Below are 16,694 nucleotides of genomic sequence, written 5' to 3'. Positions count from 1 at the left end.
AGTATGTTGGAAAACAAACATACTTTTTTTATATGTAATTTGTTGTTATTTCACAAAGTGAAATCTGACTCCAATTTAATAATTCTTTTAAAAATGTCTTTTTAAAACGGTGTGTATTAACTATAATATATTATAGTAATTTATAAGGGAGAAGGGATGTCGTATAATGCAAGAAGTCGTTCAATCAGTAGATAGATCTCTTTCAATATTAGAAGTTTTATCTGAATATGAAGATGGGCTGGGAATAACAGAAATAAGTGAAAAAGTAGGTCTGCATAAGAGTACTATACATAGATTGTTAGCAACACTAATTTATAAAGGCTATGTTGAGCAAAGCAGCACAACTAATAAATATAAACTTACACTAAAACTTTTTGAATTAGGAAGTAAAAAGGTAGAGAAATTAAATGTGGTAACAGTTTCTAGGCCATTTCTACATGAATTAATGGAAAAGACTAATGAGGTTGTTCACCTTGTTGTAAGAGAAGGTAATGAAATAGTTTATGTATCTAAGGTAGAATCAGAAAATACCATAAGAATGCATTCTAGAATTGGGAGGAGAGCAGCTGTTTGCTGTACTGCTGTTGGAAAATCTATGCTTTCACATATGAGTGATGAAGAAGTAGAAGAAATATGGAATACTAGTGAAATAAAGCAGTTAACTCAATATACTATTACGGATTTAAACGAGTTTAAGGAACATCTTAAATTAGTGAGAGAAAGAGGATATGCTGTTGATGAACAGGAAAATGAATTAGGTGTAAGATGCATAGGTACGTCTGTATTTAATTATAAGGAAGAAGTATGCGGAGCAATAAGTGTATCAGGTCCTATAATAAGCTTCACAGAGGATAAAATTGAAGCATATGCACAACTTTTAAAAGAATATGCTAATAAAATATCAAAGGAACTTGGTTATAAAGGAATCTAACCAGGTTCCTTTATATATTGTCATGAAATTTGACTAAAGCTATAGATACACAACTTCATAACTGAACTTATAATTCATGAAAAAGCATTGCATGTCGAGGCTATTTTCATGAATTTTTTTGTTTCATAATATGAAACAAAGTTTTGTATAATAAAATAAGCAAATCATAAGATATACATCGATTTTTTAAGATATTTACAGAAAAACACAACAGATAAGTTTTTTTCGGTTTTGATATATGAAACTACGTTCTGTATAATAAAATTAGAAAAGGATAACACGAAAACTTATTATTATTAGGGGGATATAATTATGATTAAAAAAATAGAAACATTAAAAAAGATAACTGACGTAGGAGTAGTAGCAGTAGTTAGAGCAGAAAATGATGATATGGCAGAAAAGATTTCTAAGGCTTGCTTAGAAGGTGGAATAAGTGCTATAGAAGTTACTTTCACAGTACCAAACGCAGATAAAGTAATAAGCTCATTAAAAGAAAAGTTTGATGAAGAAGAACTAGTAGTAGGTGCTGGTACTGTACTTGATAGTGAAACTGCAAGAATAGCAATTTTAGCAGGCGCAGCTTACATAGTAAGCCCTGGCTTTGACTTAGAAACTGCAAAACTATGTAATAGATACCAAATACCATACATGGCTGGTTGCATGACAATTACAGAAGTAATAAAAGCTATGGAAGCAGGAGTTGATGTAGTAAAGTTATTCCCAGGAAGTGCTTATGGACCAAGCATAGTAAAAGATATAAAAGCACCATTACCACAAGCACCAATAATGCCTACTGGAGGAGTTAGCTTAGAAAATGTACATGAATGGATTAACAATGGATGTATAGCAGTAGGAGTAGGCGGAAAATTAATCGAAGGTGCAAAAACTGGAAATTATGAATTAGTTACTGAAACTGCAAAGGCTTTTGTTGAAAAAGTAAAGGCTGTTAGAGCTGCTAAATAGGAGGAATTTATGGCTAATAAAGTTGTAACCTTAGGAGAGCTATTACTTAGACTTTCAACGCCAGATAAAAAGAGATTTGTTCAAGCAGAAAGCTTCGATGCCACTTATGGAGGGGGAGAAGCAAATGTAGCTGTTGCTCTTGCAAACTTTGGGTTAGATTCTCATTTTGTAACTAAATTACCAGATAATCCTTTAGGCGATAGTGCAGTGAACTATATAAGAAGATATGGTGTAAAAACTGATTATATTGTTAGAGGTGGAAAAAGAGTAGGTATATATTTTTTAGAAAAAGGAACTTCAGTTAGACCATCGAAGGTTGTATATGATAGAGCAGCATCTTCAATAACTGATATAAACATAGATGATGTTGACTTTATAGAGATATTTAAAGATGCTAAGTGGTTTCATTTTTCAGGAATAACTCCAGCTTTAGGAGAAAAGTGTATAAGCTTTATACAAAAAGCAGTAGAAGTAGCTAAAGCATTACAAATACCTATAAGCGTGGATTTGAATTATAGAAAAGGACTTTGGAGCAAGGAAGAATTTGAAAAAGTAATGATTCCATTAATTCAAGGTGTAGATGTATGTATAGGATGGTTATCTAGTGTAGAAGAAGTTGCTACAACTGGTATAGAAGATTTTGCTAACAAGGATTTAGATAGAGAAAGGTTTACAAAGATTTTCTCAAGGATGAGAGAGCAGTTTAATATAAAGTATATTGCAACTACTCTTAGAGAAAACTATTCTGCATCTAAGAATGGACTATCAGCAATAATTTATGATGGAAATGAATTATATGAATCAAAAAAATATACTTTTCACATAGAAGATAGAGTTGGTGGTGGAGACGCCTTTGCTTCAGGTTTACTTTACAAGCTTATAAAAGGGGAAGACTGCAAAGAAGCATTAGAGTTCGGAGTTGCAGCATCTGTGTATAAGCATACTATATCTGGAGACTTTAACTTTTCTACAGAAGGAGAAATCACTGAGTTGTTAAATGGAAATACATCTGGTAGTGTTCAAAGATAGATTAATTATTATCCATAATACCTAACTATTTAATTATAATGTAGTTAAAAATATATTATAATTAAATAGTACTGATTATGTGAGTTAAAGGAGTATATTATGGATACTGGTAGAACAAGTGATAAGGTTTTCAATGAAATAAAAGATAAGATAATTAGTGGAGAGTGGACTAAAGGTACGAAGATTATGTCTGAGCCTCAGCTAGTTAAAGAGTTAGGGGTAAGTAGAGTATCAGTAAGAGAAGCTATAGAAAAAATGGTAGCTTTAAGTATTTTAAGTAAAAGACAGGGAGAAGGAACTTTTGTAAATGAATTAAGTGCACCTGTTTATTTAAATAGCCTTCTGCCTATGATTACATTAGATATAACTGATTATTTGGATATATTGGAATTTAGATTGATGATTGAAGTAGAAAGTGCTAGATTTTGCGCTATAAGATGCGATGATTCAATTATTATAGAGCTTGAAGAATGTTATCATGAAATGATTAATTTCAAGGATGACATGGATAAGTTTACTGCTAAAGATCTTGATTTTCATATAAAAATAGCACAAGGAAGTGGTAATCCACTAGTGGTAAAGGTATATGAAATATTAAGGGATTTATTATCATATCATCAAAAAAGCCTTTATAAGAGTTTAGGACCTTTAGGAGGTATACGAGAACACAAGCAGATATTAGATGCCTTAAAAAATAGAGACTCAGAACTTACAGCTATATTTATAAGAAGGCATATAGAAAGAACAATTAGAGATTTGAAAAGCTTAAACAATGATTAGTTAATGTTAAAAACACCACTGTGATTTAATATCACAGTGGTGTTTTGTATTGTGAAATAGATTTTTGCATTGTGAAAAAAATGTTGACTTATCAACGTTTACATATTAATATATATTCAGAAGTTGTAATACAACTTAATTAATATCACAGTAAAAATACCTGAAATACACTTAATATTAAAGAAGTATAGCATTTATGTTTGTAAATTTGTAATACAAGAGTGTTTAAGTGCGAAGAAAATGTTAAAAAGTCAAGAAGTAAGATTAAAAGCTGTTAGAGCTAGGAATAGGAGGAAGTTATGGCGAAAAAAGTTGTAACCTTAGGAGAGATATTACTTAGACTTTCAACTCCAGATAAAAAGAGATTTGTTCAATCAGAAAGCTTTGATGCTATTTATGGGGGAGCGGAAGCAAATGTAGCTGTTGCTCTTGCAAACTTTGGGTTAGATTCTTATTTTGTAACTAAGTTACCAGATAATCCTTTAGGTGATAGTGCAGTGAATTATATAAGAAGATATGGTGTAAAAACTGATTATATTGCTAGAGGTGGAAAAAGAGTAGGTATATATTTTTTAGAAAAAGGAACTTCAGTTAGACCATCAAAGGTTGTATATGATAGAGCAGCATCTTCAATTACTAAGATAAATGTAGATGATTTCGACTTTATAGAGATATTTAAGGATGTTGAGTGGTTTCACTTTTCAGGTATAACTCCGGCCTTGGGAGAAAATTGTATAAGATTTATACAAAAAGCAGTAGAAGTAGCTAAAGCATTAAAAATACCTATAAGTGTGGACTTAAATTATAGAAAAGGACTTTGGAGCAAGAAAGAATTTGAAAAAGTGATGATTCCATTAATCCAAGGTGTAGATGTATGTATAGGTTGGTTATCTAGTGTAGAAGAAGTTGCTACAACTGGTATAGAAGACTTTACTAGCAAGGATTTAGATAAAGAAAGGTTTATAAAGATTTTTTCACGGATGAGAAAAAAGTTCAATATAAAATATATTACAACTACTCTTAGAGAAAACTATTCTGCATCTAAGAATGGACTATCAGCAATAATTTATGACGGAAATGAATTACATGAATCAAAAAAATATACTTTTCACATAGAAGATAGAGTTGGCGGTGGAGACGCCTTTGCTTCAGGTTTACTTTACAAGCTTATAAAAGGGGAAGACTGCAAAGAAGCATTAGAGTTTGGAGTTGCAGCATCAGTACTTAAACATACCATATCTGGAGACTTTAATCTTTCTACAGAAGCAGAAATTACTGAGTTGTTAAATGGAAATACATCAGGTAGTGTTCAAAGATAGATTAATTATTATCCATAAGTGGTAAAGGTATATGAAATATTAATGGATTTATTATCATATCATCAAAAAAGTCTTTATAAGAGCTTAGGACCTTTAGGAGGTATAAGAGAACACAAACTGATATTAGATGCCTTAAAAAATAGAAACTCAGAACTTGCAGCTATATTTATAAGAAGGCATATAGAAAGAACAATTAGGGATTTGAAAAGCTTAAATAATGATTAGTTAATTTTAACTTTAAAACACCACTGTGATATTAGATTACAGTGGTGTTTTGCATTATGAAACCTAATTTTATGAAGTGAAAAAAGTATTGACATATTATCGTTTACATATTAATATATAGTTAGAGGTTGTAATACAACTTGATTAATATTAAAGTGAAAATACCGAAAATATACTTGATATTAAAGGAATATAGCGTTATAGCTTATGTGCTTGTAGTACAAGAATGATTAAGGGGTGAAGAGAATGTTAAGAAGTCAAGAAATTAGACAAAAAGCACCAGAGATAGATTCTTTAAGAATAGGCTCTGGATGGAAGGTTGAGGATTTATCAAAACCTCAGATAGTAATTCAAAGTTCATTTGGTCATAGTCATCCAGGAAGTGCTCATCTTGATGTTTTAGTGGAGGAAGCTTTTCAAGAAGTTTTCAAAGAAGGAGGACGTCCTGCAAAGTATTTTGTTACAGATATGTGTGATGGAGAGGCTCAGGGGCATGATGGAATGAACTATTCCTTAGCATCAAGAGATATGATTGCTAATATGATAGAAATTCAAACAGAAGCAACTCCTTTCGATGCAGGTATATTTATAGCTAGTTGTGATAAGTCAATGCCAGCTCATTTAATGGCTATTGCAAGAATGAATATGCCATCAGTAGTTATTCCAGGGGGAATAATGAATGCTGGTCCTGATATGTTAACCTTAGAGCAAATAGGGAAGTACAGTGCGATGAAGGAAAGAGGAGAAATAACTGAAGAGCAATATGTATATTATAAGCATAATGCGTGTCCAAGCTGTGGAGCTTGTTCTTTCATGGGAACGGCGTCTACAATGCAAGTAATGGCTGAAGCTTTAGGATTAGCTTTACCAGGAACAGCATTAATGCCTTCTACTTCAAAAGAGTTAAAGGAAGCAGCAAAGAATGCTGGGAGACATGCACTAAATATTGCAGTCAATAATTTAAAACCTTCTGATATATTAACAATGAAGACTTTTGAAAATGCTATTATGGTGCATGCAGCTATAGCAGGATCAAGTAACAGCTTACTTCATATTCCTGCTATAGCACATGAAATAGGTTTTGAAATTGAGCCAAGCCTTTTTGATGAGATACACAGAAAGATTCCTTTCATTTTAAATATAAGACCAAGTGGATTCTATCCAGGCAATTACTTCTGGTATGCTGGTGGGGTTCCGGCAATAATGGAAGAAATTAAAGAATTCTTACACTTAGATGTTATGACAGTAACAGGAAAAACTTTAGGTGAAAACTTAGAGGAACTTAAAGAGAATGGTTACTACCACAGATGTAACGAATATTTAAAAGCTGTTGGAGTAAAGAAAGAAGATATCATAAAGACAAAAGAGAACCCAATTAAGAAGCAAGGAGCAATTGCAATACTTAAGGGAAATCTTGCTCCAGAAGGTGCGGTTGTAAAGCATTCAGCAGTTTCTGAAAAGTTAATGCAAGTTGTACTTAAAGCAAGAACATTTAACTGTGAAGAAGATGCATACAAGGCTGTAATTACTAGAGCAGTAAACCCAGGAGATGCGGTGTTTATAAGATATGAGGGACCAAAGGGTTCAGGAATGCCAGAAATGTTCTATACTACTGAAGCAATCGCCTCGGATCCTACCTTAGTAGAGTCAATAGCTTTAATTACAGATGGTAGATTTTCAGGAGCTACTAGAGGACCAGCAATCGGACACGTTTCACCTGAAGCTTGTGAAGGCGGACCAATAGCGTTAGTAGAAGATGGTGATTTAATAAAGGTAGATATTTATGCAAGAACATTAGATATAATTGGTGTAAATGGAGTTGAAAAATCTCAAGAAGAAATTGAAGAAATTCTAAAAGAAAGAAAAACTAGATGGGTTAAGCCAGCACCAAAGTACACAAAAGGTGCTCTAGGAATTTATACGAAGTTAGCAGTATCTCCAATGAAGGGCGGATATATGGAGTAATCTATTCAATAGATTTCTACCTTGAATTTAAAGTTATACGACTAGCAATGAGATATGGAGTAGAAATACTCTATATCTCCCACTAAAACATAAAAGGGTATTAATAAAAAAGTAATTTAATGAGGAGGATACAATTATGCCTTTAATAATAGTAGCTATTGGAGTAGCAATATTACTTCTGTTAATGATTGGTTTTAAAATAAACGGTTTCATATCTTTAGTTTTAGTTTCTTTGTTTGTTGCTGTTGCAGAAGGAATGCCATTAGACAAAGTTGTTAAGTCTGTTGAAGGTGGTGTTGGAGGAACTTTAGGCCATATGGCGTTGGTAGTTGGATTTGGTGCCATGATCGGAAATCTTATAGCCGAAAGTGGTGCCGCTCAAAGAATTTCTACAACTTTGATAGATAAGTTTGGTAAGAAAAATGTTCAATGGGCACTACTTATAACTGGTTTTGTAGTTGGTATTGCAATGTTCTATGAAGTTGGTTTCGTACTATTAATTCCAATAGTATTTACAGTTTGTGCATCAGCAGAATTGCCATTATTATACGTAGGTGTACCGATGGCAGCAGCATTATCTGTAACACATGGATTCTTACCTCCACATCCAGGTCCAACAGCTATAGCTGTAATTTATGGGGCAAATGTAAGCACGGTTTTATTATACGGCATAATGATCGCCATACCTACTGTTATTATAGCAGGACCATTATTTTCTAAACTCTTAAAGAGATTTGAAAAAGAACCGCCAAAGGGATTATTTAACCCTAGAATATTTAAAGAAGAGGAGATGCCAAGCTTTGGTACCTGCATGTTCACTGCTCTAATTCCAATTGTATTAATGGGTGCTTCTGCTATAGGAGAAATGACTCTTGCCAATGGAACTTATGCTAGAGCGTTAGTACATTTCATTGGAGATCCTGTTATGGCTATGTTAATTTCAGTATTAGTATCTATGTATACTCTAGGTTTAGCTAGAGGAAAGAAAATGGAAGATATTATGAAAATTGTTTCTAGCTCAATAAGCAGTGTTGCAATGATTCTCCTAATCATTGGTGGTGGTGGAGCTTTAAAGCAAGTACTTATAGACAGTGGGGTAGGTAAGTATATAGCTACTATGATGGCAGGCACTAATATATCACCATTAGTACTAGCGTGGTTAATTGCTGCTATACTACGCTTAGCACTTGGATCAGCTACTGTTGCAGCAATGACAACTGCAGGAATTGTACTTCCAATGATAGCCACAAGTGGTGCAAATCCAGCACTTATGGTGTTAGCAACTGGCGCAGGAAGTCTAATTTTCTCACATGTAAACGATCCAGGGTTCTGGATATTCAAGGAATACTTTAATCTAACCATAGGAGAAACTATAGCTTCATGGTCAATGATGGAAACAATAATTTCTGTTATGGGATTAATCGGAGTATTAGTAATTAATATGTTTATATAATTTATAGAATTAGATGGAGATGTTTATGAATAATATTAAGATAGGAAAACAAAAGCATATTGCCTTAATAGCACATGATAATAAAAAAGTAGAATTGGTAAGCTGGGTGAAGAAAAATAGTGAATTTCTTAGTAAACACTTTCTTTGTGGTACAGGCACTACGGCAAATCTAATTACAAAACACACTGGCTTTCCTGTAAAAGCTTTCAAGAGTGGACCTTTAGGCGGAGATCAGCAGATTGGTGCAGGGATAGTGGATGGGGAAGTTAATTTTATGATATTCTTCTGGGATCCTTTAACTTCACAACCTCATGATCCAGATGTGAAAGCACTTCTAAGAATTGCGGTGCTATACGATATTCCAGTAGCAATGAACCAAGCTACAGCAGATTTTCTCCTAACATCAAGTCTAATGGAAAGAGAATATGACGGAAATATAATTAACTATTATAGTAACATTCCAAAAGATAATTTTTAGTAGCTAAATAGCTAGATATTTATATACTATTGATATTTCGCTGAAGATTTTAAATTCAGCGGAATATTTTTGTTTATTTTTTAAAAATAAATATTAGGGGATTGGAGAAAAAAATATATATGAAAAATTACATTGATACAGTTCAAGGTTACAATATTAGATTATGTAATATAAGCACAAGGGGATACGTGGTATGGACATAAGTAAATTGCAAAAAAAAGTTACTCATATATGCATCTATATAATGGTATTATTTTTAGCACTTTTAGAACTTATTGGATATAAGGAATTAAAGCTTTCTTATACATATTTTTTGAGTTCAATTACGCCTCAGTTTATATTAACACTGGTACTATCATTAGTTTGTTTAATTTATTTTATATTGTCAAAAGAACAATACGTTTTGTTTATAACCTTAGACTATATAGTACTTTCAGGATTTAAACTGGGAGATGCTATTTCACTGTTTACTAATACTAATGTTGAGATATCTCCTTATTTAAATAATACAGTAAACATAGCATACACTTTATTTAGTATAATTATTGTATATGGGTGCTACAAAAGTAAACAAGTAAAAGAAATTAACTATAAAAAACTTTGTTTAATTACAATTTTTACTTTTATACTGGGACTGTTCATTCGTTATTTAGATGTAAAGATTTTAATTTATTTTATATATAATCAAGAGCTTTTGCGAAAGATTCTTTTAAGTTTTTTTAATATCTTAATTTCTTTTATAGCTATTTTAGTATTAAAGTCATTGTTAGAAAAGAAAGAAGATATATTTTTGTTTACCGTAATATTAAGTTATGTATTTAAGATTTTAAGAAATATTTATTTGGTTTATTCTTTTGGTGAAAATGGATTTATGATTTTTGCTGCAGATTGTTTTTATATTATTTATAGGGTACTTCCATTAGTGGGTATAGTCATTGTGTTTATAGAAAAATATAACCTTGTTTATAGGATGTTTGAGGAAACCAAAAAATTAGAAAATAAGCTTTTAAAGTATTATAGTGTTACCGAAAAAACTCCTAATCCTATATTTATAATTGATGAAAGTGAAAAAATTGAATATGTTAATCAATCATTAATAAAGCTGGTAAAAGAATGCTTCAATTATGGTAATATTTTAGGGAAGAAGATAAACGACTTTAAACTAGAGCCAGATATTATGACAATGGTTACTAGAGTTATGGTAACGGTAGATAACAAAGGAATGTGGAATGATAGAATAGTTTTAACAGGCAATGATAACAGGAAGTATTATTTTAATATTTTTGTTATGGGGATTTTCGATGAGGGAAAAAAACAATATGTAGTCCTTATGATAGATGAAACTGAAAATAAAAATATTGCTTTACAACTTCAAAAGAGTGAAAGAAAGTTTAGAGAGATAACTGACAGTGTTCATGATTTAATATGTAAAGTAGATAAAGAAGGAAGAATAGAGTATTGCTCTCCTTCATATACAAAGTTGTTTGGTGGATCTCATGAAGATTATGAAAAGCTTCCATGGGTTCATAATATTCATATTGAGGATGCGGAAAAGGTTGTAAAGGATATTGAGCAGTCTGTTAAAGAAAACAAAACTGTAACTAATGAATGTAAAATGAAACATAACAAGGATAGCTTTATTGATGTAGAGTATGTAATAAATCCTGTGGAAGAAAAACAAAAAATTAAGGGTGCTATAATAAGTGCAAGAAACATAACTATAAAGAAAAACGCAATGGAAAAGCTTGAAAAGACAGAAAAGAGATATAGGGATATCTTTAATATGTGTCCAGATATGATATACTTGATAGACGTTAATAACTTTAACATTTTAGATGTTAATCCATCAATGTGTGAATTACTTGACAAGCCAAAGGAAATATTATTACAGAAAAATGCGAGAACTATTTTTAATAGATTTAATTTGGATGAACAACAAAGCATAATAAATTCTTTAGAAGATGGATTAGTAGTTAGAGGACATGAGGTTTGTTTTAATCATTGCGGGGAACAGCGGTATTTAGAAGTAAATTATTCCCGTTTTAGTGAAGAGGGAAGACTTACAAAGATATTATGCTTAGCTAGAGACGTGACGGAAAAAAAGAAGATAATAGAGTTAAGAGAGGAACATGAAAGAAATAGAAAAAGATTAGTTGAAGCCCTTCAGTATGATCAGCTTAAAACGGAGTTTTTTGCTAACATTTCCCATGAGTTAAGGACACCAATCAATGTGATATTTTCTGCTTTGCAGGTTTTAGATATATATAAATCAAGTGCTCATATAATAAATATGCCTTACGAGAAGTATAGTGGAGTTATGAGGCAAAATTGCTATAGGCTATTAAGACTTATAAACAATCTTATTGATATAACGAAAATAGATTCAGGTTACTTTAAACTAAATTACGGAAAGTATGACATAGTAAAGATTGTAGAAGATATAACTACATCTGTTGTTACTTATGCTGAAAATAAGGAAGTAAAAGTGGTTTTTGATACATTAGTAGAGGAACTCTATATGTACTGTGATGCTGATAAAATAGAGAGAATAGTATTAAATTTATTGGCCAATGCTGTAAAGTTTACGGAAAGTAAAGGAAGAATTAATGTATTTATGAAGGCAAGTGAGAATGAAGTAGTGATTTCAGTAAGAGATACAGGTAGAGGAATTCCTAAGGACAAGCTAGATATAATCTTTGAGAGATTTAGGCAGGTAGATAAATCACTTACAAGGGATCATGAAGGAAGTGGAATCGGATTATCTCTTGTGAAATCTCTAGTTGAACTTCATAATGGACAAATAGTAGTATACAGTGAGGAAAATAAAGGGAGTGAGTTTATAGTAACCATACCTTTTATGGAGAAAGTAGAAGGAGAAGTAACTGGAAGTTTAAGTGAAAAAGAAGGGGCAAGGATTGAGCGGATAAGCATAGAGTTTTCTGATATATATGAAATTCAGTAAATCATGCCTGCTTTAGAAGAGCGGACTTCTCGGTTAATACTCCCAACGGAGCAAGGTTACTCGAGTTAACAAGATTGTTTCGAACAATAGCTGCATAACAATAAGTTACATTTATCTCCATTCTAAGAGAATGGAGATAAATATTATAATATGTTGTAAATTATGAAAAAAATATCGATAATTGCGATAAATAAAATGTAAAAAAAGTGTAAAAAAAGTAGAGGAAAAGTGGAGAGAAATAGTATAATTATAGTGGGTACTATATTAACTTGCAGTGTAAAGGATTACCTGATATGTCTATAGATAGAGAATTTCATAATTTAGTTATCTAAGGATTAAAGTTGCTTATCCTTGGTTAAAGAAAAAATTAAAGTTTTTATTAAGGATTATTATTTTTAAAAATTAAACATCAAAACATTGAAGAAATGTATATAAAAATTTATATTAACTAGATATATAGCTCTAGGGCACAAAGTAGAACATATAATATAAGCAGAAGGGGATATGCAGTATGAACATAAGTAAATTAGAAAACAGAATTGCCCATATAAGCATATGCATAATAGTATTTTTTTTAGTATTGTTGACTTTTATTGGAGGTAAGGAATTACAGCTTACGTACACATATTTTTTGAGTTCAATTACAACTCAATTTATATTAACCCTTGTACTTTCTTTAGTTTGTCTAATTTATTTTATATTGTCAAAAGAACAGTACGTTTTGTTTATAACCTTAGACTATATAGTACTTTCAGGCTTGAAACTGGGAGATATGATATCTCTGTTTTCTAATACAAATGTTCAAATATTCCCTTATTTAAACAATACAATAAACGTATCCTACTCTATAGTTAGCATGGTCATTATATATGGTTGCTACAAAAGTAAAGAAGTAAAGGAGATTAATTATAAAAAACTTTGCTTAATTACAGTTTTTACTTTTATACTAGGAATCCTAATTCGTTATTTAGATGTGAAAATTTTAGTTAACTTTATATATAATCAAGAGATTTGGCGAAAAATTCTTTTAGGTTGTATTAATATCTCAATTTGTTTTATCGCTATTTTAGTATTGAAACAGTTGTTAGAAAAGAAAGAAGATATATTTTTATTTACCGTAATATTAAGTTATGTATTTAAGATTTTAAGATATATTTATTGTTTTTATTCCTTTGGTGAAAGCGGTTCTTTGATTTTTGCAGCAGATTGCTTCTATATTATTTATAGAATACTTCCTTTAGTGGGGATAGTGATTGTATTTATAGAAAAGTATAATCTTGTTTTTAGTGTGTTTGAAGAAACTAAAAAATTAGAAAATAAGCTATTAAAGCATTATAGTGTTACTGAAAAGACTCCTAATGCCATATTTATAATAGATGAAAATGGAAAAGTTGAGTATGCTAACCCATCATTAGTAGCACTAATAGAAAAATGCTTTAATTATAAAGGAATTATAGGGAAAAAGATAAATGAGCTTATAGTAGAATTGGATATTGCTAAAATGATTCCTAGAATTATGGTAACAGTAGATAGAAATAAGCTGTGGAATGATAACATAGCATTAACAGGAATTGATAAGAAAAAATATTATTTTAATGTTTTTGTTATGGGGATTTTTAATGAGGAAAAAAAACAATATGTTGTCCTTATGATAGATGAAACAGAAAATAAAAGTATTGCCATAAAGCTTCAAAAAAGCGAAAGGAAGTTTAGGCAGATAACTGATAGTGTTCATGACTTAATCTGTAAGGTAGATAAAGAGGGAAGGATAGAATACTGTTCTCCGTCATATACAAAGTTATTTGGAGGATCTAATGACTACTATCAAAAAGTTCCTTGGATTCATAATGTTCATGATGATGATGTAGAAAAGGTATTGAATGATATTCAACAATGTATAAAAGAAAGAAAGACTGTAACTAATGAATGTAAAATTCAACAAAATAAAAACAATTTTATTTATGTTGAATATGTAATAGATCCAATAGAAGAAAAAGAGAAAACTGGCGGTGCTATAATAAGTGCAAGAGATATTACTGTGAGAAAGAATGCAGTGAAAAAGCTTGAAAAGACAGAGAAGACATATAAGGATATTTTTAATATGTGTCCAGATATGATATATTTAATGGAAGTTAACAGCCTTAACATTTTAGATGTGAATCCATCAATGTGTGAATTACTTGGCAAGTCAAAAGAATTATTATTGCAGAAAAATGCAAGCAACGTTTTTAATGGATTTGACTTTAGTGAAGAGCAAGACATATTAAATTATTTAGAACAGGGATTAACAGTTATAGGACATGAAATTTCCTTCAATCATTGTGGAGAACAAAGATATCTTGAAGTAAATTACTCTCCTTTAATTGAAGGTGGAAAACTTGCAAAGATATTATGTTTGGCTAGAGATGTTACGGAAAAAAGAAAGATAATTAAGCTACAGCATGAGCATGAAATAAGTACAAAGAGATTGCTGGAAGCTCTTCAATATGACCAACTCAAAACAGAATTTTTTGCTAACATTTCTCATGAATTAAGAACACCAATTAACGTAATATTTTCTGCTTTACAGGTTTTAGATATATATAAACCTAACACTCACATAATCAATATGCCTTATGATAAGTATAGTATAGTAATGAAGCAAAATTGTTATAGACTGCTAAGACTTATAAACAATCTTATAGATATAACCAAAATAGATTCTGGATATTTTAAACTAAACTATGGAATGCATGATATAGTAGGCATTATAGAAGATATAACTATATCTGTTGTTACTTATGCTGAAAATAAGGGAATAGAAGTAATTTTTGATACATTAGTAGAAGAACTTTATATTTACTGTGACCCGGATAAAGTAGAAAGAATAATATTGAATCTATTATCTAATGCTATAAAGTTTACTGATAATGGAGGAAGTATTACTGTATTTATCGATGCAAATGAAACGGAAGTATTTATTTCGGTAAAGGATACAGGAAGAGGTATTCCTAAGGATAAGTTAGATATAATCTTTGAAAGATTTAGACAAGTAGATAAATCCCTTACTAGAGAGCAAGAGGGTAGTGGGATTGGATTATCTCTTGTAAAATCTTTGGTTGAACTTCATGGCGGGAAAATAACAGTAAAAAGTGAGATAAATAAAGGAAGTGAGTTTATAATAAACATGCCTTTTATTGAAATGAAGATAGACAATGTAAATCAAAATTTTAATGAAAAGCAAGAAGCAAATATTGAAAGGATAAACATAGAGTTTTCTGATATTTATGATATTTGTTAGAACTTATGATATATTGTGAAAAAGTTAATTATTTTAATTACAATAAAATTAAAGCCGGTTTTTGTCTGGTCGAAAAGAGTGTTTCAACTTTAATAAAGTAAAATATAGTGGTATAATGATAAACGAGACTTATATTAAAAAGTCTCGTTTATTTTTTTGTATTTTTATCAATAAAATTAATAGGTAAATATATTTAATAACATAAAATTCTGGAGGTAATTATTATGAAGATCGGGGTAGTAATGGGTGGAATATCTTCTGAAAGAGAAGTATCATTACAAAGTGGACAATCCGTAATTGCTTTTTTAGATAAAGAAAAGTATGAAGTTATTCCTGTAGTGATTGATAAGAAGGAAGATATTGTAGAAAAAGTACAGGGAATAGATTTTGCTTTACTTGCTTTGCATGGTAAGTTTGGAGAAGATGGAACGGTACAAGCTATTCTTCAAACATTAGGTATTCCTTATTCAGGTTGTGATACCTTAAGTAGTGCTGTGTGCATGGATAAGGATATGACTAAGAAGGTTTTAAAGGCTTCAGGAATAAGAACAGCACAGTGGTTTACTGTGAAAAAGATTGAAGATATAGATTATAAGAAGATTGAAGATATGGGATACCCTGTGGTTATAAAACCTAATAGTGGTGGTTCCTCTGTTGCAACATTTATTATTCATAGAAAAGAAGAAGTAAAAGCTGCTGTAGAAGAGGGGCTAAAATGGGACAAGGAAGTTATGATAGAAGAATATATAAAAGGAGATGAAATTACTTGTCCAATCTTAGATGGGAAAATGCTACCTGTACTAGCAATTAAACCGAAATCAGATTTCTTTGATTTTACATCAAAATACTCTGATGGAGGAGCTGATGAGTTCATCGTAGAACTGGAAGAAAACCTTCATAAGGAAGTAGAAGTGATGGCTCTTAATACTTATGAAGCACTAAAGTGTAGTGTTTATGCAAGGGTTGATATGATAATAAGTAAGGGTATTCCTTATATTCTTGAGGTTAATACGCTTCCTGGAATGACCAAAAATAGTCTTTTCCCTAAAAGTGCTGCAGGTATAGGTGTAAGTTTTTCTAAGTTATTAGATTTAATTATAGAGCATTCTTTAAAAGAACGAGGTTAAACCTTCATTAAAATTCGTTAACGGTTCAAGTTGTGTATCTTTAAGCAAGACGTATTATATCGTCTTGCTTTTTTGTATTAGAAAACCCCTGGTTAGACCAGGGGTTCAGTGAAGCTTTTAGCTATGGGACACAATATAAAAACTCCTTTTGATATAATAAAATTGCGGTCTGCCAACTGCAA

At 31.0% G+C, this 16,694-nt stretch carries 12 protein-coding genes; all 12 read left to right on the top strand.

Going from position 1 to position 16,694, the window contains the following annotated elements; all coding sequences use genetic code 11:
• The first annotated feature begins 166 nt into the window (after positions 1–166).
• The 12 genes from CPJCM30710_RS10395 (at position 167) to CPJCM30710_RS10340 (ending at position 16,512) form a co-directional block, all read left to right on the top strand.
• Positions 167–931 carry an IclR family transcriptional regulator gene (locus CPJCM30710_RS10395; protein WP_212904105.1) on the top strand — a complete coding sequence of 255 codons (765 nt, stop codon included), beginning with the start codon at positions 167–169 and terminating at the stop codon, positions 929–931.
• Positions 932–1,243: 312 nt separating this feature from the next.
• A complete protein-coding gene (locus CPJCM30710_RS10390; protein WP_212904104.1) occupies positions 1,244–1,894 on the top strand; it encodes a bifunctional 2-keto-4-hydroxyglutarate aldolase/2-keto-3-deoxy-6-phosphogluconate aldolase in 651 nt (216 codons plus the stop codon).
• A gap of 9 nt (positions 1,895–1,903) precedes the next feature.
• A complete protein-coding gene (locus tag CPJCM30710_RS10385) occupies positions 1,904–2,923 on the top strand; it encodes a sugar kinase (protein WP_212904103.1) in 1,020 nt (339 codons plus the stop codon).
• A gap of 99 nt (positions 2,924–3,022) precedes the next feature.
• Positions 3,023–3,703 (top strand): FadR/GntR family transcriptional regulator, encoded by a 681-nt coding sequence (locus CPJCM30710_RS10380; protein ID WP_212904102.1) that lies wholly within the window; start codon positions 3,023–3,025, stop codon positions 3,701–3,703.
• A 299-nt stretch (positions 3,704–4,002) separates the two neighbouring features.
• Positions 4,003–5,022, top strand: coding sequence for a sugar kinase (locus CPJCM30710_RS10375; protein ID WP_212904101.1), 1,020 nt, complete (start codon positions 4,003–4,005; stop codon positions 5,020–5,022).
• Positions 5,023–5,064: 42 nt separating this feature from the next.
• The gene (locus CPJCM30710_RS10370) at positions 5,065–5,247 is read left to right on the top strand and encodes an FCD domain-containing protein (RefSeq protein ID WP_212904100.1); all 183 of its coding nucleotides are present in this window, start codon (positions 5,065–5,067) and stop codon (positions 5,245–5,247) included.
• Between the two features lie 246 nt (positions 5,248–5,493).
• Positions 5,494–7,212, top strand: coding sequence for a dihydroxy-acid dehydratase (gene ilvD, locus CPJCM30710_RS10365; RefSeq protein WP_212904099.1), 1,719 nt, complete (start codon positions 5,494–5,496; stop codon positions 7,210–7,212).
• Positions 7,213–7,348: 136 nt separating this feature from the next.
• A complete protein-coding gene (locus tag CPJCM30710_RS10360) occupies positions 7,349–8,665 on the top strand; it encodes a gluconate:H+ symporter (RefSeq protein ID WP_212904098.1) in 1,317 nt (438 codons plus the stop codon).
• A gap of 25 nt (positions 8,666–8,690) precedes the next feature.
• Positions 8,691–9,143, top strand: a complete 453-nt coding sequence (locus CPJCM30710_RS10355) for a methylglyoxal synthase (RefSeq protein WP_212904097.1) — start codon at positions 8,691–8,693, stop codon at positions 9,141–9,143.
• Between the two features lie 193 nt (positions 9,144–9,336).
• A complete protein-coding gene (locus CPJCM30710_RS10350) occupies positions 9,337–12,105 on the top strand; it encodes a PAS domain S-box protein (protein WP_212904096.1) in 2,769 nt (922 codons plus the stop codon).
• Between the two features lie 511 nt (positions 12,106–12,616).
• Positions 12,617–15,385: a PAS domain-containing sensor histidine kinase gene (locus tag CPJCM30710_RS10345; protein ID WP_212904095.1), complete on the top strand. Its 2,769-nt coding sequence runs from the start codon at positions 12,617–12,619 to the stop codon at positions 15,383–15,385.
• Positions 15,386–15,609: 224 nt separating this feature from the next.
• Positions 15,610–16,512, top strand: a complete 903-nt coding sequence (locus CPJCM30710_RS10340; RefSeq protein WP_212904094.1) for a D-alanine--D-alanine ligase — start codon at positions 15,610–15,612, stop codon at positions 16,510–16,512.
• The last annotated feature ends 182 nt before the right edge of the window (positions 16,513–16,694 follow it).

The sequence above is a fragment of the Clostridium polyendosporum genome, assembly GCF_018332455.1.
GTDB classification, from domain to species: domain Bacteria; phylum Bacillota; class Clostridia; order Clostridiales; family Clostridiaceae; genus Clostridium_AY; species Clostridium_AY polyendosporum.
The sequence above is the reverse complement of the archived record's forward strand: the minus strand, read 5'-3'. Positions and strand labels throughout refer to the sequence as shown.